This window comes from Acinetobacter sp. Z1, assembly GCF_024296945.1.
Lineage (GTDB): Bacteria > Pseudomonadota > Gammaproteobacteria > Pseudomonadales > Moraxellaceae > Acinetobacter > Acinetobacter beijerinckii.
On record NZ_CP101115.1, the window covers coordinates 2,842,225 to 2,861,829 of the forward strand.

The 19,605-nt window shown below is 36.8% G+C and carries 17 protein-coding genes; 2 read left to right on the forward strand and 15 right to left on the reverse strand.

Annotation, left to right across the window (positions count from 1 at the left end):
* Positions 1–14: 14 nt before the first annotated feature.
* The 7 genes from fghA to NGC85_RS13435 all read right to left on the reverse strand — a co-directional run bounded on the left by fghA (position 15) and on the right by NGC85_RS13435 (position 6,117).
* On the reverse strand, positions 15–860 hold the full coding sequence (fghA, locus tag NGC85_RS13405) for an S-formylglutathione hydrolase (protein ID WP_254731818.1): 846 nt from the start codon (positions 858–860) through the stop codon (positions 15–17).
* Positions 829–2,274, reverse strand: coding sequence for a C13 family peptidase (locus NGC85_RS13410; RefSeq protein ID WP_005057759.1), 1,446 nt, complete (start codon positions 2,272–2,274; stop codon positions 829–831). The genes fghA and NGC85_RS13410 overlap by 32 nt, the downstream gene beginning before the upstream one ends.
* A gap of 203 nt (positions 2,275–2,477) precedes the next feature.
* Entirely contained in the window at positions 2,478–3,287 is an 810-nt protein-coding gene (locus NGC85_RS13415) for a class I SAM-dependent methyltransferase (RefSeq protein WP_254731820.1), read from the reverse strand.
* Positions 3,287–4,108, reverse strand: coding sequence for an undecaprenyl-diphosphate phosphatase (locus tag NGC85_RS13420; protein ID WP_254731822.1), 822 nt, complete (start codon positions 4,106–4,108; stop codon positions 3,287–3,289). Before NGC85_RS13420 ends, NGC85_RS13415 begins: the two co-directional genes overlap by 1 nt.
* Before the next feature lie 8 nt (positions 4,109–4,116).
* The gene (gene tsaB, locus NGC85_RS13425) at positions 4,117–4,800 is read right to left on the reverse strand and encodes a tRNA (adenosine(37)-N6)-threonylcarbamoyltransferase complex dimerization subunit type 1 TsaB (protein ID WP_254731824.1); all 684 of its coding nucleotides are present in this window, start codon (positions 4,798–4,800) and stop codon (positions 4,117–4,119) included.
* Between the two features lie 140 nt (positions 4,801–4,940).
* On the reverse strand, positions 4,941–5,471 hold the full coding sequence (locus NGC85_RS13430) for a gamma carbonic anhydrase family protein (RefSeq protein WP_254805608.1): 531 nt from the start codon (positions 5,469–5,471) through the stop codon (positions 4,941–4,943).
* A gap of 31 nt (positions 5,472–5,502) precedes the next feature.
* Positions 5,503–6,117, reverse strand: a complete 615-nt coding sequence (locus NGC85_RS13435) for a CoA pyrophosphatase (RefSeq protein ID WP_167539050.1) — start codon at positions 6,115–6,117, stop codon at positions 5,503–5,505.
* A 120-nt stretch (positions 6,118–6,237) separates the two neighbouring features.
* Here NGC85_RS13435 and NGC85_RS13440 point away from each other — a divergent pair, with 120 nt between their 5' ends.
* Positions 6,238–6,786: an NUDIX hydrolase gene (locus NGC85_RS13440; protein WP_254731826.1), complete on the forward strand. Its 549-nt coding sequence runs from the start codon at positions 6,238–6,240 to the stop codon at positions 6,784–6,786.
* A gap of 143 nt (positions 6,787–6,929) precedes the next feature.
* Here the strand turns inward: NGC85_RS13440 and NGC85_RS13445 are convergent, their stop codons facing one another.
* From NGC85_RS13445 to NGC85_RS13470, 6 genes are all read right to left on the reverse strand, one after another.
* Entirely contained in the window at positions 6,930–8,930 is a 2,001-nt protein-coding gene (locus NGC85_RS13445) for a hypothetical protein (protein WP_254731828.1), read from the reverse strand.
* Between the two features lie 23 nt (positions 8,931–8,953).
* Entirely contained in the window at positions 8,954–10,129 is a 1,176-nt protein-coding gene (gene filE / locus NGC85_RS13450) for a putative pilus assembly protein FilE (protein ID WP_254731830.1), read from the reverse strand.
* Positions 10,129–11,793, reverse strand: a complete 1,665-nt coding sequence (locus NGC85_RS13455) for an OmpP1/FadL family transporter (RefSeq protein ID WP_254731832.1) — start codon at positions 11,791–11,793, stop codon at positions 10,129–10,131. The genes filE and NGC85_RS13455 overlap by 1 nt, the downstream gene beginning before the upstream one ends.
* 12 nt (positions 11,794–11,805) lie before the next feature.
* Entirely contained in the window at positions 11,806–12,897 is a 1,092-nt protein-coding gene (locus NGC85_RS13460; protein WP_254731834.1) for a hypothetical protein, read from the reverse strand.
* Between the two features lie 42 nt (positions 12,898–12,939).
* Positions 12,940–13,773 (reverse strand): C39 family peptidase, encoded by an 834-nt coding sequence (locus NGC85_RS13465; RefSeq protein WP_254731836.1) that lies wholly within the window; start codon positions 13,771–13,773, stop codon positions 12,940–12,942.
* Between the two features lie 260 nt (positions 13,774–14,033).
* Entirely contained in the window at positions 14,034–15,083 is a 1,050-nt protein-coding gene (locus tag NGC85_RS13470; RefSeq protein WP_254731838.1) for a DUF6160 family protein, read from the reverse strand.
* Positions 15,084–15,592: 509 nt separating this feature from the next.
* Between NGC85_RS13470 and NGC85_RS13475 the strand changes: the two genes are divergently transcribed.
* A complete protein-coding gene (locus NGC85_RS13475; protein WP_254731840.1) occupies positions 15,593–16,945 on the forward strand; it encodes an anthranilate synthase component I family protein in 1,353 nt (450 codons plus the stop codon).
* 17 nt (positions 16,946–16,962) lie between these two features.
* Here the strand turns inward: NGC85_RS13475 and hisC are convergent, their stop codons facing one another.
* Positions 16,963–18,048 carry a histidinol-phosphate transaminase gene (gene hisC, locus NGC85_RS13480; RefSeq protein ID WP_254731842.1) on the reverse strand — a complete coding sequence of 362 codons (1,086 nt, stop codon included), beginning with the start codon at positions 18,046–18,048 and terminating at the stop codon, positions 16,963–16,965.
* A 64-nt stretch (positions 18,049–18,112) separates the two neighbouring features.
* Positions 18,113–19,402, reverse strand: coding sequence for a histidinol dehydrogenase (gene hisD / locus NGC85_RS13485; protein ID WP_254731844.1), 1,290 nt, complete (start codon positions 19,400–19,402; stop codon positions 18,113–18,115).
* Between the last annotated feature and the right edge of the window lie 203 nt (positions 19,403–19,605).

Consider the following 19,605-nt stretch of genomic DNA (forward strand, 5'->3'; position numbering starts at 1 on the left):
ATGAGCTTCTTTTTTTAACCTGCAACTTTTTCTAATTGTATGGCATGGAACTGTAAATGATCATCAATAAAACTTTGAATAAAGTAATAACCGTGATCATAGCCTTTATGTAAACGCAAAGTCAGATGTTGACCGACATCTAAGCAAGCTTGCTTAAACTGTTCAGGATTTAATTGATCATAAAACTGATCATCCAAACCTTGATCAATCAGAATTTCATCAAAAATTCGACCTTTTTGTTGAACCAATGCAGTAGCATCATGCCCTAACCATTGTTGTTGATCAGCACCTAGATATTGGCTAAATGCCTTTTCTCCCCAAGGACAAATACTTGGTGCACAAATCGGAGCAAAAGCAGAAACTGATTTAAATTGTTCAGGATATTTAAATGCCAAAGTCAAAGCACCATGACCACCCATCGAATGTCCAAAGATACCAATTTGACTTTCGATGATTGGAAACTCTTGTAATACACGCGCATACAGTTCATCAACCAAATAAGATTCCATTTGGTAATGTTCAGCCCAAGGCTGTTGCGTCGCATTGATATAAAAACCTGCACCCTGACCAATATCCCAATGATCCCCTTTTGCCACATTTTCACCGCGGGGTGAAGTATCAGGCATAATCAAAATCAGACTTAATCGCGCCGCCATTCGTTGAGCATGTGCTTTGATCGCGAAGGTATCTTCTGTACACGTTAAACCAGCGAGATAAAATAATGCTGAACACGGCTTACCGTCCAAAGCTGCAGGTGGTAAATATACGCCTACTTTAGTTAAACCTTTAAGATGTTGAGATTCAAGTTGATAAATTCGTTGTTCACCCTCAAAACAACGATTTTTTTGCATGAGCTGCATGTTGATCATCCTGTGATTTTGTAATGTCTGTTGTTGTCAAATTCTGTGTAGGAAATAAATATGGTTCTAATTGTGGCAACATCAATTCCATATTACGCCCGATTGCCCATTGAGGTTCAGACGGTTCAACACCTTGTGCAACTTCCCACTTCGTAACAGTTTGCTTAGCTTGTTCAAATGCTGTTTTCATCGAATATTGTTCACGCATTGCCAAATCGAAAAATGCACGTCCGAAATAAGTATAATCAGCTTCATTATTACAACCAAAAGAGGTTTTATCTGCTGCTGAAGCAGTAATAATTAAAGTATCAGGTGATTGTAATGCGGGTATAAAACTACCCGAATAGCAAGCTGAAATCACAATGACTCGCCAGCGAATCCCTGACTTATCTAAGGTTTCACGTAACCACTTCGGATCAACTTGCCCCAAATTTAAAGGCGCATTTTCAATTTCAAAATGATTACGTTCACCATGTGAAGTCATATATAAAAATAACACATCGCTATCACGATTCATTTGCTGACCAATACGGCGTAGAGCCAATTCCATACTGGTTTTAGAAGCGATCGGCACTTCTAAACGCGTCGCTGGATTATTGATTAACATGATAGAACGACCAACCGTTCCGAATCGTGTATCAAACTGCTCTCTTATTCGCTCAATTTCTGATTTAAATACATCCACATAGCTATCGCCAGCCACGCCCATAAAATACCAATGACTTTTAGTGATATCACCATATTGAATCTGATCAAGCGCCTGATTTAGTAAATCAGATTGAGCATAAAACGCATCTTCGGCGAAACTTGGTGGTGTTTGTTCTACTTTCCAAATGGGTTGATCTTTAACTGAAAGCTGCCAAACGACCATCGTCGCAATAGTGGCAATAAAAACTAAACCACGTTCCCACCACGGCCAGTTTAATGCACGAGAAAAGACCCAAATGACGGCGAGACTTTGCCATACGAATAAACCGACAAACAATGGAGGCAAGAAACCATTATAGATACTATCTGGGATAAAATTTAGATAGCCGTTTGAACCCAAATACTGAATTATGCATTGTAAAAGCAGAATATTGGTATCAAGAACAAGCCACAATAATGCAGGTACTAACATCAAGCGAGGTTGATTCATGCGTTGAGAGAGGAAAATACCCACAATCAATGCAATAAAAGGCCAAAGTGCATAGCCAATCAGCCCTTGAGGGTTAAAATCACCAATTTGACCTGCTACTAACCAACTATATAAAGAGTTGGTACATCCACCCAAAACTCCCCAAATAATAAGTTGAGTAATCGATGGATGAACGACTTGTAATGAACGACGTGACCCAAGAAACAACCACATTCCAGCAATTTGGTTACTTTTAAAATCATGCCAGATATTAATAGAGGGCTTAAGGTCAATCATAAAATTCTTCGGGAGGTTCTCTTTTCTAGCCTAAACTGAAAACATGCTATTCTAAATATTGAATAAACCGTACTTTTCTAAAAAGACGCTATGCGTGACTGTAGTTTAAGCTCGACAAGAATTTTTTAGCAATCATGCTTTTGCACTATATCACAAATCTTTACGTAGCATTGACGCAAGCCAAACAATCAAATTGCTCTTATTTATATTTGACCTTTTGGAAAATATGCATCAAAACGACATGCATCTCCCAACCATTGATGATCCGGTGTTTGCTCTGCTAGATAAACAGCATGTCTCGGTCGTTTAACTATCACTCTCTTCGCAATTTTTTGAGCTAAATGCAACAGCTGATCACCTAAATCCATTTCTCCATCTTCAGGTAGTAACATGTGCAATAACTGCATTTGCTTTTTCACTTGTGCTTGTTTTTTCTGGGCTTGATGATTCTGATCACGCTGCGGAAACATAGGATCTAAATACACAACATCTACATATTCACTTTGTTGTGCCAACTCATTTAAATAGCGATTTGAATCGGCATGAATCAGTTGAATGCGTGACATATGTGCTTGTAAAAATGCATCTTGTTCAGCTTGTGCTTTAGTGTATTCCAATAACACGAATAGAATCGGATGTCGTTCAATCAAACGAACATTTGCTCCGAGATAAGCCATAAGTAAACTGTCATGACCAAGTCCTGCTGTTGCATCAATCAAGCTTGGTTTTTCACCAAGTTGACAGGCTCTGGCAAGCATTTCCGATTTTAAGCTGGCCCGTTTTAAACGAGGAATTTCAGCATGCCAATCGGGTTGCATTTTCATGCCATTCGCTGAAAGGCTCAATCCATCTTCATCCAAAACCAATGCCATCTCAGGATTTAAACGCAGAAAACGGGCATTGATCTTTTCAACCAATTGCCCTGTAAGCTGTACACTCAGTTCAGCCAAACGTGTTTGCAATCGCTGAAATTGCTGTTCACATTCTGCTGGATACCAACATTTCATCTGCATTACCAATGCACCCAACCTGTCCACCAAGTCGCCAAGATAAAAAGACCGAAACCGATACGATAATATGCAAATGCGGTGAAGTCATGTTTAGAGACATATCGGATCAGTGCTCGAATCACAATCAATGCAGAAATAAAAGCGACAACAATTCCAACACCTAAAACCACCATGTCATTGCTATGCAATTCATGACGCATTTTATACATATCTAATAAACCTGCACCCATCAGCACTGGAATACCTAGGAAAAATGAAAACTCGGCAGCAGCTTTACGTGAAATACCTAAAAACAGTGAACCAATAATGGTTGAACCTGAGCGTGAAGTTCCTGGTATAAGCGCAAAACATTGGATAAGACCAATTAATGTAGCTTGTTTAAAGGTTAAATCTTCAACTTCATGACTAACCACTTGATGCTGACGACGTTCGGCCCACAAAATAATAAAACCACCAATAATTAAAGCAATCGCGACTGTAATTGCATTAAAAAGATAAGCTTTTACTACATCACCAAAGGTCAAGCCAATAATTACGATTGGAATTGAAGCAATAATTAAATTTAGGCTGAGGCGACGACCTTGTTCTTGTCCTGTAAGTGCACCGATCAAGGCACCCCACAACTTCCCCCAATATTCATAAATGACAGCAGCAATTGCACCTATTTGTACCGCCACAGCAAACATATCTCTTTTTTCAATACTCCAAAAATCAAGTAATTGACCAGTTAGAATTAAATGTCCTGTACTCGAAATGGGTAGAAATTCAGTAATGCCCTCGACCAACCCCATCATTGCTGCTTTTAATAGCAATAAAAGATCCATAATTCACCCTAGTTTTCTTTACCTTGATCTGGAATTTTCTTCCATGCATCATCACGCAAATACACAGGTAATGCCTGTTCAGCATCTACCCATTTTTGTTGCATGGCAGATACACGAGCAATGATTGAGATATCCTGTGCAGTCGCAATAATTTTTGACATAGAATCGTCACTTGATTTTACGAGATCAGGATTAATCAATTCTGAACCAGAACCAATTATTTCAAATTGAGAATAATCTGCGGCATCTTCATAATTTAATAATTTTTCAGCATCTACAGCCTGCATAATTCCATGATCATCTAAGCTAAAATTAGCAATATAGACCTCTTTCATACGCGCATCGAGCACAGCACTGACCTGAGTTAGACCCGTCAAACGATATGCTGCTTGTGCTAGAGCTTGTAAACTAGATATAGGAATAACGGGTAAATCTTGAGACCATGCCAATGCCTGTGCAACAGCAGCATTGATACGAACACCACTAAATGAACCTGGTCCACGGCTAAAGGCGATTGCTGTTAAATCAGAAAGTTGTATTCCTGTTTTCAATAATGCTTGTTCAATTAACGGCAAAATTGTTTGTGTTTGTGCTTTTGGTCGCGCATCCAATTGGAAAAATAGTTCCTGAACCTCATCAATCAATGAAACAGAACACTGCTCATTTGCAGTTTCCAATGCAAGCAACTTCATGCAAAAACCTTAGTCTAAAAGAGATAAAAAACGGTGAGTATCATACTCCACCCAAACGCGCTATGCGAGTTATTGGCTTTTGATAGATACAAAAAAGCCAAGTTGATTCTTGGCAAATAATGAATTGATATTAATTCAATTTACTTGAATGTAAATTCTTCCAACTCTAAGAAGTTTTTATAGTGTTCCGCATAATGTAAGGCACTTAAACGCAATCTCGCAGCACCCTGTTCATCTAAAGTTTTAATTACTTTTCCTGGTGAACCCATAACCACAGAATTATCAGGAATAACTTTACCTTCAGGAATCAAGGCATTTGCACCAATGATGCAGTTTTTACCAATTACGGCATTATTTAATACGACAGCATTTATACCAATTAAAGAGTTATCTCCAATGGTGCAGCCATGTAACATTGCCTGATGACCAACTGTCACATATTCCCCGATATTGAGTTCGATTCCTGCATCTGTATGTAAAACAGCATTTTCTTGGATATTTGAAAAACTTCCAATACGAATTTTAGAATTATCGGCTCGGACAACCGCACCAAACCAGATACTGACTTGGCGACCTAATTCTGCTTGACCAATCACCGTCGCTGTTGGAGCAATCCAACCATCCCACGGTTCATATAATGCTTTTGGACTCAATCCTTGATACTTATACATCATGTTAAAAATTCACCTTGATAAAATATGATTAAAATTTAGATAAACCAAAATGAGGAGGATTTACTAGGAAAGGCCAATTCTTTTGATATCCCAGTCCATATTGAAATAACGACACCAACATGCGTGCAGTCAGCCCCCAAACTATTTCACTCTCAACTTGCATACTTGGAAAATAAATTGACTGTCTCGCAAGGCGAACTTCATACGGTAAAGGCGGCGCATCAATTAACTGTTGTAACGGGGCAAAGAAAATACGATCAATTTCTGTGGGTTGGGCAATTAAATCCACTTCAGCAGGAATCAAACCTACAATAGGTTTGACCGATAAACCACTGCGAGCACGTTGCAAAGGCAAATCACCCAAAAGCTTGACATCAAATGGATTTAATGCAGTTTCTTCTTGTGCTTCTCGTAGAGCAACCACAATATTACTCGTATCACTTGGGTCACGCTTACCGCCAGGAAATGATACTTCACCTGCATGTTGAGACAATTGCATAGAACGCCGCGTGAGCAATACTTTAGGCTGTGCTTCTTGCGTAATCGCAATTAACACAGCTGCATCTGCTTGTTGGATTCGTTTGGAAAAACGCAACCGTTGTTCTAAAAGTTGTATTAACGATGGCTCTTCCATATGACTCATCTCTTATTCTTACGATCCTTACAAATCATCATAACTGAAATTTCAATGACAATCATAGATCATGATGCGAAGTGATAAAAATTCGGTTATGCTGAGTTATCTCTATCGCTGATGATAATTATGAGCTTTTGCGTTGCGTGTGGACATCAAACTGAAGCAAAAATCCCAGTAGGTGATCATAAAACAAGACTGGTCTGCACAAACTGTGGCAACATCCACTATGAAAATCCAAAAGTGATTTGTGGGGCATTAGCAATTTGGGATGACAAAGTTTTACTCTGTCGTCGTGCCATTGAACCCCGTTATGGATTATGGACGCTCCCTGCTGGCTATATGGAATTGTTCGAAACAATGGAGCAAGGGGCCGCACGCGAAACAAGAGAAGAAGCTGAAGCTGAAGTAGAAATTGAACAACTTTACTGCATGTATAATATTCCACGCATTGGACAAATCTATGTCCTCTTTAAAGCCCAATTAAAACAAGGTTTATTCGGTGCTGGTGAAGAAAGCCTAGAATGCCGTTTATTTGAAGAACATGAAATTCCATGGGCTGAACTTGCTTTTCCGAGTGTTGAACATACCCTGCGACATTATTTTGAAGATCGTAAACAAGGACTTTTTCCTTCTCATCTAGAAACGTTAGGTACTCGTTTAGATCAAACAGGTTAAATAAATCATTATTCTAAATTATGAGCTAATTTTTTTATAAATAATTTATCTTCACAAAATAAAAAAACATTCTAATCACTACAATTAATCTAAAAAAACATCTAATTTTCTAGATGTTTTTTTAGAAAAAAGAGTTTTTGTGATTATGGCTTTACTTTTACTGGTTTACACTCAGTATTATTTTGATTAGATAGCTCTTGGCTCGCTAAAGATATTGTAACAGGACCACTCCAACGCTTAGCTAATACACGCTCCTCATCGGTAGGCTTTACATATTTATTTCTATCAATATCACTACTTAGCTTGTCATATATATTTACATATACAGCTTGATAATAAGAATATGTATTTAACCAATAGACAGTATTATTGGCATCCTCAAAGTCAGTTAATGTAATATTAGGAGAGACTGTATTCATTAATAAGTTTTGCAAATTAATTTTCGCGCCACCAATTTTATCAATATTCAATCCAAAAACCGCACCATTGAGTAAACCAAACTTAGGATTTGATAAAATCATACGAACCGAAATAGATTTATCTGTTTCCTCAAAATTTGTAGTACCTGTAGTGCCTATTCGATATTGAATTTGGTCATTACTATCAGTAATTGTACCATCACTATTTATTGATTTGACCGTAGCACAAGTTCCAGACATATCAGAATTTGTTGCATTGGGTTTTATATCTGTTCGGATATCACCATGTTCATCAACAACTATGCCAAGTTTAATTTTATCAGTAATACTTTGATCAGAAAAACTAAAAGTCAGCGTTGCATAAAGTGGGAAAATATACTGATCATTTGACTTAACATTTTCTTTGGTTTTAAAAACATTTTTTAAAAGATTACTTGGTGGGTTTGCTTTGTATATCTCAACAGAACCGTTATATGAAAGGCTGTCAATAGATTGCTTCCATTTTCCTAAAGTACTTTTATCAACAGGATCTGTTTCTTTTAAATTTAACAGTTTTCTATATATCCCATCAGTTCCTGGGATTGTATGACCATTAAGTAATTTCCCAGATGTAATCTTTAAATTTTCTATTGAGTTATTACTAAGGATCATCTGTAAAGTTTCACTTGAATTAATCCCACGAGTAAGTGGATTTAACCAATTATTTTGAGCATTAACTTGTATTTTCGCTGGCTTCACTTTACTTATAAGAGTCACAGGGGGGGAAAGTGTTCCATTTACTATAGTTGCAGGACCGCGCCATTGTTCACCAGAACCAATAGTATATCCCTGTCTATCAGTAATCAATAAGAAACTTCCCATTGAATGAATTAAATTACTACCTACTTTAGGATCAATACATTTACTATAATCTTCCTGATTACATCCAAAAAATCCATCAGTACTATTTGTTGCAGGAAGCCCACTTCCCGTCAGTAAAATTGGCGGTCCTGCTTGCCAAACACCTGCATTTGCTAGATTCAACAATTTTGAAAACATTACTAATGCTTCTTCATCCGAAATACTTGTTACGTCAACCCAAGGCTTCAAAATTTCAATATATGCCCCACTACTTAATTCACTTAAGCCAACGTCTTTACTTAATTTATTCAATAAATCTTTCTTTTCATCAGTTATTTCTGTAGGTTGAATATCGCCTTTGATACTATCTCCTTGCTCTAAACCTATTGCATGAAAAATTTTTACTAGAGCCAAAGCAACACGTATAGTCTCATTATTTTGATCAATGGTTGTCGGCATTTGTCCAGTTAAAGAACTCGCTATATCAATTAAACGTATTCTTGGTAATGGGAATCTTAGCTCTTTTACTTTATAAATATCATCAAGCTTTACATTACCTAAAGTGATCTTTCTAGCATCTTTGCCTTGTATATAGAAACTAACAGTATCACCCACTTTGCATGCACCAGTCATAACGTTACTTTCTAACTTCGTTACGAAATGATTAACTTTATCACTGCTACAATCAAAATTTAATCCAGCAATTGGATAATCTAATACGAACTGCAGACAGTCATCATTTGTAACTTTACAACTTGTATTAGATGTAACTCCACCTACCCCTTTTGTTGGATCTTCATTAATTTTTGCACTCTCGCCTCCACAACCATTTAAAAAAAGTGTTAATGCCGAAAAAGTGAATGGTAATAATAGTTTCTTATACATAATTAATTTTCCCTAAACTCTAATTACTGTAAAACAGAAATCTTTATCTGTCCTTGATTGGAAAGTTCTTGTTCACTGACATCTACAGCCGAAGCTAAAGGTGTCATCATTAGATATTTGATATTTGAAGGTATTTTAATGACACCGTATATTGCTGAATGCTGAAATAATGTTGCGGGGAGTAACCCATTTTTAAAACCACTTACACCCTCTTGCATGCATCCTTTATCATCAAGAAATACAATTAATGGCCAATAATAACTAGGTTTCTGATTGCTAGATGCATAAGAGTCAACTTGAATATAGTCAACTTTGGAATCAAGTTTAACCACTTCATATTCAAATTTTTCTTTCAGTGGTTTACGAGGCCAAAGTCCAATTTCTTTTTGTGACGTTAGTGTTTTAATAGATTTTGAATAATTCTGTAAGAAACAGCGATCATTTTCAAATGCCACTGCTAAATCTTCAGCAGATAATCTGACATAGTTTTCAGCTAGTGCAATTGTAGTTGAGCTAGCTGGTTGTTTACCGATTATTTTGTCAAGAACTGAGCGACTGACTCCTTTTTTCCGTTCAATCGTTTCCATACGACCACTGCCATCTGGCAAAGAATAAAATCTTTTTTTTCCTTCTAAATTAAATTCTTGATTTTCCAAAAACTCATTATTTACGTATTCAGTTCCGTCAATATTAGTGAATGGTTTAGTTTCATTTCCTGTCGGCAGAACCTCCGTTTTATCTAAATTTTGAACAATTAAATCGGGAGGTGTAAAGGAAATAATTTTTGGCTGCTCTACATTTACTTTTACTGACTTTTGCTGTTCTATCTTTGGACTAGCTTTTGGTTCTATTTTGTTTACTGATTCAACTTGGTGAGCCTTGTTATTTACCTCCACTCCATTTTCAACTCTTGGTTGCGTTTGTTTTTTAGATTGAGTTGAATCAACCACTAATGGTTTATTTATCTGTTGCTTCTCTTGTGATTGCTGCTTGGCTGGTATTTCTCGTTTAACCGTTTCGGCAACACGATTATCAGAAGCTAAAGGTTTATTTTCAATTCTTCTAGGCACAATCATTGGACGACCATCTGGCCCAATGATTGTATAAAAACTATCAGCGTATACATGCGATCCACTTGCATATGTAAGACATAAGGTTAGCAAAGCAAGTTTTGATCGTTGATTAATTTTCTTTTCCATTACCATCTAGTTCTGTAATTAATACCAAGTAATGTTACTTTAGTATTGGTTTTAATATCTAAACCAGCATAAGGGTTAAGTAGGATGTTATCTACACCCGTTTTATTTGCAAGACTACTGGTATTCGCAGGGATATCATCACGGCTACGTAAAAATCCCAAAGATAAATCTAAATCAGTGTCTTGATCAAAACGATATCCAATACCTAGACCAAACAATTGGGCATTATTAATTGGTACCATCGTATTCCGCTTATCATCAGGAATAGAACTAGTACGTGGCTCATATCCCATGCGTAGTTTTAAACGATCTGTCGCTGAGTATTCAAAGCCAACACCCCATCGCCATGATGATTGAAACTTTAAAGGTAAAGCAAGAGAACGATCTGTTACATCATTAGAAAGTAGTTTGGCAACTTTTAATAATGAAATTTGGCGGTCAAATTCAAATTTAAATTTATCCCAAGCCGCAAAATCAGTCCAACCAACATCAAAATTCATTTGTAAATCTGGAAAAATTTTATATTTTATTCCTGCTTTAAAATGTTGCGGATATTTAAAATCCATAGCCATTAGACCAGACTCAACATTCGGAACAAAACCTGGTAAACCTAAAATTGCGGCAAGAATTTGCCCTGTTGCAGATGAATTAAGACCTGCGACTAATTGTTGAGGTGCTGTTGCATTATTAATTAAGTATTTACCACGCAATCTCATTTTAGCTTCACTTTGATAAACCATACCAAAGCTAAAATCATCAGTAGGCTCCCATAAAATACCTAGGTTATAACTTGGGCTAAGAGATTGCTCTAGAGAAACATCCATCGCACCCATTTTATTGAACGGGTTCATGCCTTCTTCAACATTACACACACCAAATAGCAGTAGGTTAGTAATAATATCGCCATTTCCTTTAAATGGCGCACAAACAACCTCATCAATCATCCGTAAAACACCGATCATTTCGTTCGGAAATCTTAAATCAGTTTTTAGAGCGATTGCTTGATATGACATACCAAATGAAGCACCTATCGAAAGATGATCATTTACTTGGTAACCGAATGAAGGTGATAAATAAGTTATACGTTCTAATGCAACTTGCTGTCCCATATAATTGCTTGGATTACCATCTTCAGCTCCAAATCCAGCAACTAAAGGTGCATAAACTGCTGTTGCATATGTTACTTTGGAACCTGGTGGCTTGTAAGCAATTCCTGCCGTAGGTGCAACTAATGGAGAATTAGGTCCAAGGTCGACGATCTTCTTTAGAATTGGAACATAGATGCTTGCATATTCAACATCTCCACTTACCGTACCTTTAAAATCAGTACAAATATTGGCATTCACTTCAGGCCCATCATTACAGACAAGCGGATCATCAGAATAACCAAAAACGTTATAACCTGCAGGTGCAGAGTAATCTCTTTTAATTGCGAAATTAGCTAAAATACCTTGTACATCAGTTTGTAGACCTTCAATTTTAGCTAATGCAGCAGGATTAAAATGAACCGCACTGATACCTGGTGGATCAGCTGTAACAGCATTTCCTAAAGATAAAGAACGCAAATCTACAGACAAATCTTGACCAAGTTGTGCATGTGTAATATTGGAAAGTCCAGCGACTACAATTGCCATCGTTAAAGGACATAATTTAGGATATTTCACCTTTACATCTCCTTAACGTAGCTTCTTGCCGAAACCTATAATATCAAGCGGGAAAGATAAGCCTAATGAAACATCAGGCGCATCTTCTGTCAAACCAATCCCCACAGTTCCATTTACAATCGTTTCTGGTGAGACTCGTACGCCTAATGCAAATGAAAGCATTGCACTACTTTGATCAGCTGATTTATAACTTTCATCATTTTTAAAATAAAATTGAGCTCCAGTATTAAAACTTTGTTGGTATGACATTGTTAATGAAACATCATAGTTAAAGGAGTAAGCAAAACCAAAAGAAAAACCACCACTTAAACCAGGATCAAAGCTTTCAAGAACACGGCTTCCTCTAAGTTGATTTAAACCAGACTCTTTCAAGCCATAGTTTGCAGATACAGAAGTAAATAAAACCACAGGGTCAATATATTTACGTGTACTCGCACCAACACCAACTGAATAATATCCTTTTCCAGTTGATAACTCATCAATACCAATTTCATATGGGCTATCACCTGTTTTAGTAGATAAACTACCAAATAGAACTAATGGAAGACGCCCTTGTTTTAATGGAAAAGGCTCCCATCTGGCCCCAAAGTTTATATCTCCCAATCCAGCTGCGGTTTTATCTTGTAATAAATCTTTTTTTGCAACTAAAGGCAATGATGCTGTTAAAGTTAAATTGTCTAAAAAACCATACTGAACAGTAAAAGTATTTGTCAAAGTATGGTTTGCATCTTCCTCAATACGTAATCTAGCTAATGCACTTGTACTATCACCAGTAGCTAAATCTAAACGACTATCTCGATAGTAAGTATAATCAATGTCATAATATGAGGAAAATATACCCTTTTTGATTAATGAATATTGACGTTCATTTGAAGTAAATACTTCTTGTAAATTAGTCTCTTTTGTAGCATCGCCTTCTTTTGCTTGCAAAGCAGTTGCAGCTTGATCTGCACCACTATCAACAGCCACCTGATTTTCTTCAGATTCAACTGCATTGCCTACTTGTGTTTGATCACTCTGAGCTACTTCTTCTGCGTAAATATTTGATGTGATAGCACTTAAACTTAAAGCTAACACTCCCATATTCATCCATGTATTTTTCATTATGACACGTCCTACTTATGCATTTAATTTAATGAATTTAAGTTATTTCCGCTTATAGTACATACGCATATAAGTCGTAATAGGCTTATTGTAATTACTTGAATTAGGATCAGCATCCAGAACTTTGCGCATGGTAGAAGCTTTATCTGCCAAACGTTCGAATCTTTGTGAAGGAAATTGTATTTCAGCAAGCGCATATTTATTAATTGTTGCATCCTCCACATGCCTCATATCTACATCCTGTAATGCCAATAAGTTTTTTCGATACGGCTCTGGTACATCTACAATAAATAGAGTGTTATTATCCCAAATTTCTTTAAACCTAGACTCATCAAAGCTTATGTTTCCCAACGAGGGATCAGCCACATAAACCCTTCCATCTTTATATGCTTTATAGACTACAAAATGCTTAAATCCAGCATAGGTAATTGGAACAATAGCAGGCTGATTTAAAGAGGTAAGATCAGAAAACTCCCCCCTATATCCGCCGCTATTCATCCCCAAGGCCGTCACAAAACGCTTCATATCCAATAGTGAAAAACTACGCCGCTCGATAATTCTTTGATACTCACCATATTGGAGTAATCCAGTCATCGTTTGCTGCTCAGTAAGCTTTAAACCACCATAACCATTTAACAAGGTCGTTAAAGCTGCAGAACCACAACTATAATCATAAGCTTGACGAACGATACCCCTAAACTGATCTTCAATTGCCGGTTTAATAACTACCGCTTCACGATGATTACGAGTAAAAGAGGAATTTCTGGAGTCTAAAGTTTCTGTGAAGTACACAGCACCTTCTGGTTTTTTTTCTATTTCGAAGGCTTGCGTTGTAAAGTAATACATCAATGCTGAGCCTAGAGCAATCTCTAACATAAGTCTCTTTCTTAACAGTGGCACTACTTGCCTTATTCATTTTATTATTAGTGTCGAAGACACTACATCCCTGTTTGTTGAAGATACCTTTTTTTATACAAAAAAACAGCATTTTTTTAGTTTTTTTTGACGAAATGTAGCTTTAAATGTAATTTGGTAATTTCATGCAAGTTAGATGGTGATTTAGTTACATCTAAGTTAATAAATATTATTAAAAATAAAAAAAGCGCAATTAATTGCGCTTTTTTTATTTTAAGTAATTAATGACCAGAAATTGTAATCATAGAACCTTTAACATCGTTTGCTCCAGTTGAGCTGAAACCACCGCCATTATTGTAGTAAGTTTGAAGTCCTTGAACTTCAACATCACCAATTGATGCAGCAGTTGAACTTCCTAAACGAACACCTTTAATATACATATCAGTTGCAGGCGTTGTAGTGCCCGAACCAGTAATGATTCGTAAGTAACCATTATTTGTAGCTTCTTTACCAACAACACTTACTTTAGCAGCAACAGTTAAATTAGAACCTGACGCATCAGCAACTTTAATACTATCTAAGAAAATTTCACCTGCTGCACGGTTACCAGCAGTACCATTTCCTGTACCAGTTTTAGTTGAACTATCAACAATGCCTAGGTTATTGATTTCTAAACCACCTTGCATAGTTGTACTTAAAACAATCATTGCGCCTTGAGGAGCAGCACCTAACTGAATATTTGCGTCCATTTTACCTGTTTTTAAAGTTAAACCAGATAAAATCTTATTATAATTTGGGGTTGCACCTGAATCATTAGCACCACGGCGAACTGCTGTTGGACTTAATGCATTTGAAGCAGAAACACCAATTTCACCAATATAAATATCTAAACCAGAAACTGCAGCGGCAACGTTAAGGAATGCTCCACCAGCAGCAGTCGTACCAGCATCAGTATCAATAGCAAGCTCAGCAAGTAAGCCTGAAGTCAGTTTACGAGAAGTATCATAAGCATCACCAGCAGCATTTACAGGGGCTTCAATTACAATACCATTTGTAGCAGTTTTACCAGTTCCATTACCTTTAATAACAATCGCACCAGCAGTAGCAGTACCACCAAAGCCAGCAGTACCAGCAGTACCAGCAGCAGCAAGACCATTATTATCGTGAATTAAAACTTTTTCGATTTCAATTTTTGAAATACCGATACCTAAGTTGATACCGTCTTGACCTGTTGCAGCGCTTAGTGCAGCATCATCCATTGACTGCATAGCCATTGCATTTGCGCTAATCGCCATTGAAGAAACTAAAGCAAGTTTAGTAAACATTTTCATTGAGCACTCTCCCAAGAGCATTTATTTTTTGACTTTCACTACTCTAAACTGTCCACGGTCGTTTTTTTCTTAATGACAACTTGAACTTCCAATCCTTGAGTAGTTCGCTTAGCAAGTACTAAATTACAGGTTTGTTATTTTATGTTCAACTCCTGTTAAGCTTTTTTTGTAGATATCCCGACAAACGGCGTTCACCTAATTTGAGATTTATTTGAGCCTTGATTTCACAACATTAAGATAGTTCGAGATTTTTTTATTTTAGATTTTTCTTATCATGAATCTTCGACATAGATTCTCACCATTTATCATTCTCTAATACGTTTCCAAATGTAAACAAGTATTCATTTCCTGCTCCTCAAGCGACCTTTATAACTTTATTTCATAAATAATAATCTATCCATGATTTGAAAAGCCCCATTTAAGATGATCAAATACGATAAAAATCGATACTAATTTTTGGTTGTAGTACAATTTATTCCCCAAATGTTGATGAATGTATTTTTCATTTTATGTCGTATTTTCAGCAAAAACTTGATCGCCAATTTACTTCAGCATTTGACCTACTTTCCCAGCTCAAAGACCTAACTGGTTTAGTTTTTTTACAAGATAATAGCGTGCCTATTATTGGGTTTTTACCAAAGAAGTTTTTAATTTTACAAAATTCAAGCTCAATACAATTTACTCAAAGTCGATTAAATCAATATCAACAAATCAATCATTCAACATCAATTTTAGATTTCGCAAAATTTAATTTAACAACAGATGATAAAAAATCCACACTATCCTTTCATGGCGGCTATATTGGTTTTTTTAGCTATGACTTTAGCGCCAATCAATTTATAAAAGTGCATTCACATCAGCAACCCAGTTTTTTCTTGGGTGAATATTCTACTTTTTTAAAGTTTGAAAAGAATGCTTGGTATTTTTATAGTGATGATCTTGAAGCAGACAGTATTTACCAATACATATCAAATTTAATTGATCAGCCCTTAAAAGCCGAACAAGATCGATTGTTGTTAATTGAGGAATTTTCACCTAGATGGTCTAAGCAAGAATATTTAAATAGTTTTAATCAAGTACAAGAATATATTAAAGCAGGTGATTGTTACCAAATTAACCTGACACAAGAATTCTCAGCTCGCTCTCAAGGTTCAGTATTAAGTCGTGCGCAAGACTTATGGGAGCTAACTCATGCACCTTATGCTGGCTATCTAAAAATTAATGATTTTGAATTACTCAGTTGTTCACCTGAATTATTCATTGAATTTCAAAATGATCGGAAAATTAAAACGCGCCCAATTAAGGGAACAATGCCTCGTTTTGATGATGCTGAACAAGATCAAATCTCGAAAGCCAAGCTTAGAAACTCTCAGAAAGATCAAGCTGAGAATGTCATGATTGTCGATTTACTTCGTAATGATTTAAGTGTTTATGCAGAAACAGGGGCGGTAAACACCACAAAATTATTTGAAATAGAAAGCTTTAATCAAGTTCATCATATGGTCAGTGAAATTACAGCGACGTTAAAAGAACAAGTCAATCCAATGCAAATGTTATTGTCTGCCCTCCCAGGTGGTTCAATTACAGGGGCACCCAAAATTCGTGCAATGCAAATTATTGAAGAATTAGAAGGTGCACCACGTGGTGCTTATTGCGGTAGCTTAGGTTACTTCAATTTTGATGGAACAGGTTGTTGGAATATCTTGATTCGTAGCATCCAAAAATATCAAGATGAATTATCGATCTGGGCAGGTGGCGGGATTACAATTGCTTCTGATGCAGAAGCTGAATATCAAGAATGTTTTGATAAAATTTCTGCCATGCTTGATTTATTCAATACATGGCAGATAAACAAACACTGATTATTTTCAATATAAATTTATAAAACATGCGTTTTAAGTGTATCTACCAAACGCTGATTTTGTTCATCAGTACCAATAGTGATGCGTAAATATTGGTTGATTCGTGGTTTATTAAAGTAACGAACAATAATGCCTTGATCACGAAGTTGCTGAGCTAACAGTGCGGCATCATGTTGCGGATGCGTCGCAAAGATAAAATTCGCTTTTGATGGTAAAACCTCGAAACCTAAAGCAGTAAGATCACTTACCAAGTGCTCACGGCTCTCAATTACTTTTTGACATTGCGTTTCAAAATATTCCTGATCTTCAAATGACGCTACAGCAGCAGCAATTGCAAAACGATCAATCGGATAAGAATTAAAACTATTTTTTACCGCTTCAAGTGCAGCAATCAAATGGCTTTGAGCAATTGCAAAACCAACGCGTAAACCTGCCAACGATCGTGATTTAGACGTGGTTTGGCAAACGACTAAATTCTCATACTGGTTAACGAGTGAAACTGCAGACTCAGCACCAAAATCGACATAGGCTTCATCAATTAAAACCACTCGATCAGGATTTGCTTTAAGCACCTGTTCAATTTGATCTAAACCTAAAGCAATACTAGTTGGTGCATTTGGATTAGTGATGATGATGCCACCATTTTCCTGAGTATAATCAGACACATCAATTTCGAATTTTTCATTCAATGGAATTTGCTTTGTTTGAGTTGAAAAAAACTGACTATAAACAGGATAGAAACTATAGGTTATATCTGCATATAGAACAGGTTCCTTCTGAATAAAAAATGCTTTAAAAATATGTGCTAAGACTTCATCTGAACCATTACCAACAAAAACTTGGTCAATATTGACATTTTGTTGGTGAGCAATCGCTTGCTTTAGCACCGTTGCATCTGGGTCTGGATAAAGACGTAAAGCGTCTGCATTGTTCGATAAAACTGCTTGGACTGCTGCTACAACTTTTGGTGATGGTGGATAAGGATTCTCATTGGTATTGAGTTTAAGTAAGTTCTGAATTTTAGGTTGCTCGCCTGGCACATAAGGCTCTAGTTCACGAACTTCGGGACTCCAAAAACGCATTTTATCGCTTGTTAATGTCATTGTTCTACTCTCAATATATCTTTAAAAAAGGGGCTTATCAGCCCCTATCTATTTCTCGAATCGGTTATTGATAACGGTAACGTGCTGAACGTGCATGAGCATCAAGATTTTCTTCAACTGCAAGAATATCTGCTGTTCTCGCCAAAGTTTTAACACCCTCTTGCGAGCACATAATCAAACTTGAGCGCTTCTGAAAATCATAAACACCTAAAGGCGATGAAAAGCGTGCTGTCCCAGAAGTTGGTAGAACATGATTTGGGCCTGCACAATAATCACCAATCGCTTCGGGTGTATAACGCCCCATAAAAATGGCACCTGCATGTCGAATTTCTTGGCTCATCAATTCAGCCTCATCAAGACATAACTCTAGATGCTCTGGCGCGACTTGATTGATGAGTTCCACTGCTTCCGCACGGTCTTTCACTAATACTAAAGCACCGCGATTTTGAATCGAAGTTCGAGCAATTTCTGCTTTCGGCAGCGCACTTAAATGTTTTTCAATTGCTGCATCTACTGCGTTTAGGAGTGCTTCATCTGGCGTAATAAAAATGGCTTGTGCAACAGTATCATGTTCTGCTTGAGACAATACATCCATCGCCAACCATTCAGCATTATTCGCACCTTCGGCATAAACTAGAATTTCCGAAGGCCCTGCGATCATATCAATACCGACTTGACCAAACACTGCACGTTTTGCAGCAGCAACGAAACGATTTCCTGGACCTGTAATTTTATCAACCGCAGGAATCGTTTGAGTTCCATATGCCAATGCAGCAACAGCTTGTGCGCCACCAATGGTAAAAACTCGACTTACCCCAGCTAAATAAGCCGCTGCCAATACCAATGGATTCAATTCACCATTTGGTGCAGGAACGACCATAATAATTTCTGGAACGCCCGCCACATGAGCAGGTAATGCATTCATTAATACTGAAGAAGGATACGAAGCTAATCCACCAGGCACATAAATCCCAACGCGATCTAGCGGTGTGACTTTTTGACCGAGTGTATTACCTAACTCATCTATATAAGTCCAACCTTCTTGTTTCTGTGCTTGATGAAAAGAACGAATGCGTTTTGCAGCGAGCTCCAAAGCTTCGCGGATTTCAACATTTAAACCATCAAATGCTGTTTTCAATTGAGCCTGAGTCAATTCTAAATCTGAAAATTGATGCGCTGGATGTCGATCGAACTGCTGCGTTAATTTGAGCACATGATCATCACCATGCTGACGAACATCAACAATAATTTGATCTACAGTTTGTATGAGTTGAGGATCATTTACAGTTTCAAATGCTAACAATTCAGCAAAAGTCTGTTTAAAATTTTGATCCTGAGTCGATAAACGTCGCATCAATTTACCCACAAGGCAAAAAATAGAAGACTAAGTTTACTCTTTTTCATCGTACTTGTGGACAACATCTCTGCCTAAAAAGTCGATGAAAAAGAATGGACTTTTCAATAAGTAGAGATTCGACCTATTCATATTTACATTTATTGAATTATAGATAACTTTAGAATGACTAAGTTTTATTCTACTTAGAACGCTGAAATAAA

What these genes read in the sequence shown, in the direction of transcription:
- fghA (WP_254731818.1), bottom strand. Translation starts at nt 860, where the DNA reads ATGCAGCTCATGCAAAAAAATCGTTGTTTTGAGGGTGAACAACGAATT.
- NGC85_RS13410 (WP_005057759.1), bottom strand. Translation starts at nt 2,274, where the DNA reads ATGATTGACCTTAAGCCCTCTATTAATATCTGGCATGATTTTAAAAGT.
- NGC85_RS13415 (WP_254731820.1), bottom strand. Translation starts at nt 3,287, where the DNA reads ATGCAGATGAAATGTTGGTATCCAGCAGAATGTGAACAGCAATTTCAG.
- NGC85_RS13420 (WP_254731822.1), bottom strand. Translation starts at nt 4,108, where the DNA reads ATGGATCTTTTATTGCTATTAAAAGCAGCAATGATGGGGTTGGTCGAG.
- tsaB (WP_254731824.1), bottom strand. Translation starts at nt 4,800, where the DNA reads ATGAAGTTGCTTGCATTGGAAACTGCAAATGAGCAGTGTTCTGTTTCA.
- NGC85_RS13430 (WP_254805608.1), bottom strand. Translation starts at nt 5,471, where the DNA reads ATGTATAAGTATCAAGGATTGAGTCCAAAAGCATTATATGAACCGTGG.
- NGC85_RS13435 (WP_167539050.1), bottom strand. Translation starts at nt 6,117, where the DNA reads ATGAGTCATATGGAAGAGCCATCGTTAATACAACTTTTAGAACAACGG.
- NGC85_RS13440 (WP_254731826.1), top strand. Translation starts at nt 6,238, where the DNA reads ATGAGCTTTTGCGTTGCGTGTGGACATCAAACTGAAGCAAAAATCCCA.
- NGC85_RS13445 (WP_254731828.1), bottom strand. Translation starts at nt 8,930, where the DNA reads ATGTATAAGAAACTATTATTACCATTCACTTTTTCGGCATTAACACTT.
- filE (WP_254731830.1), bottom strand. Translation starts at nt 10,129, where the DNA reads ATGGAAAAGAAAATTAATCAACGATCAAAACTTGCTTTGCTAACCTTA.
- NGC85_RS13460 (WP_254731834.1), bottom strand. Translation starts at nt 12,897, where the DNA reads ATGAAAAATACATGGATGAATATGGGAGTGTTAGCTTTAAGTTTAAGT.
- NGC85_RS13465 (WP_254731836.1), bottom strand. Translation starts at nt 13,773, where the DNA reads ATGTTAGAGATTGCTCTAGGCTCAGCATTGATGTATTACTTTACAACG.
- NGC85_RS13470 (WP_254731838.1), bottom strand. Translation starts at nt 15,083, where the DNA reads ATGAAAATGTTTACTAAACTTGCTTTAGTTTCTTCAATGGCGATTAGC.
- NGC85_RS13475 (WP_254731840.1), top strand. Translation starts at nt 15,593, where the DNA reads ATGTCGTATTTTCAGCAAAAACTTGATCGCCAATTTACTTCAGCATTT.
- hisC (WP_254731842.1), bottom strand. Translation starts at nt 18,048, where the DNA reads ATGACATTAACAAGCGATAAAATGCGTTTTTGGAGTCCCGAAGTTCGT.
- hisD (WP_254731844.1), bottom strand. Translation starts at nt 19,402, where the DNA reads ATGCGACGTTTATCGACTCAGGATCAAAATTTTAAACAGACTTTTGCT.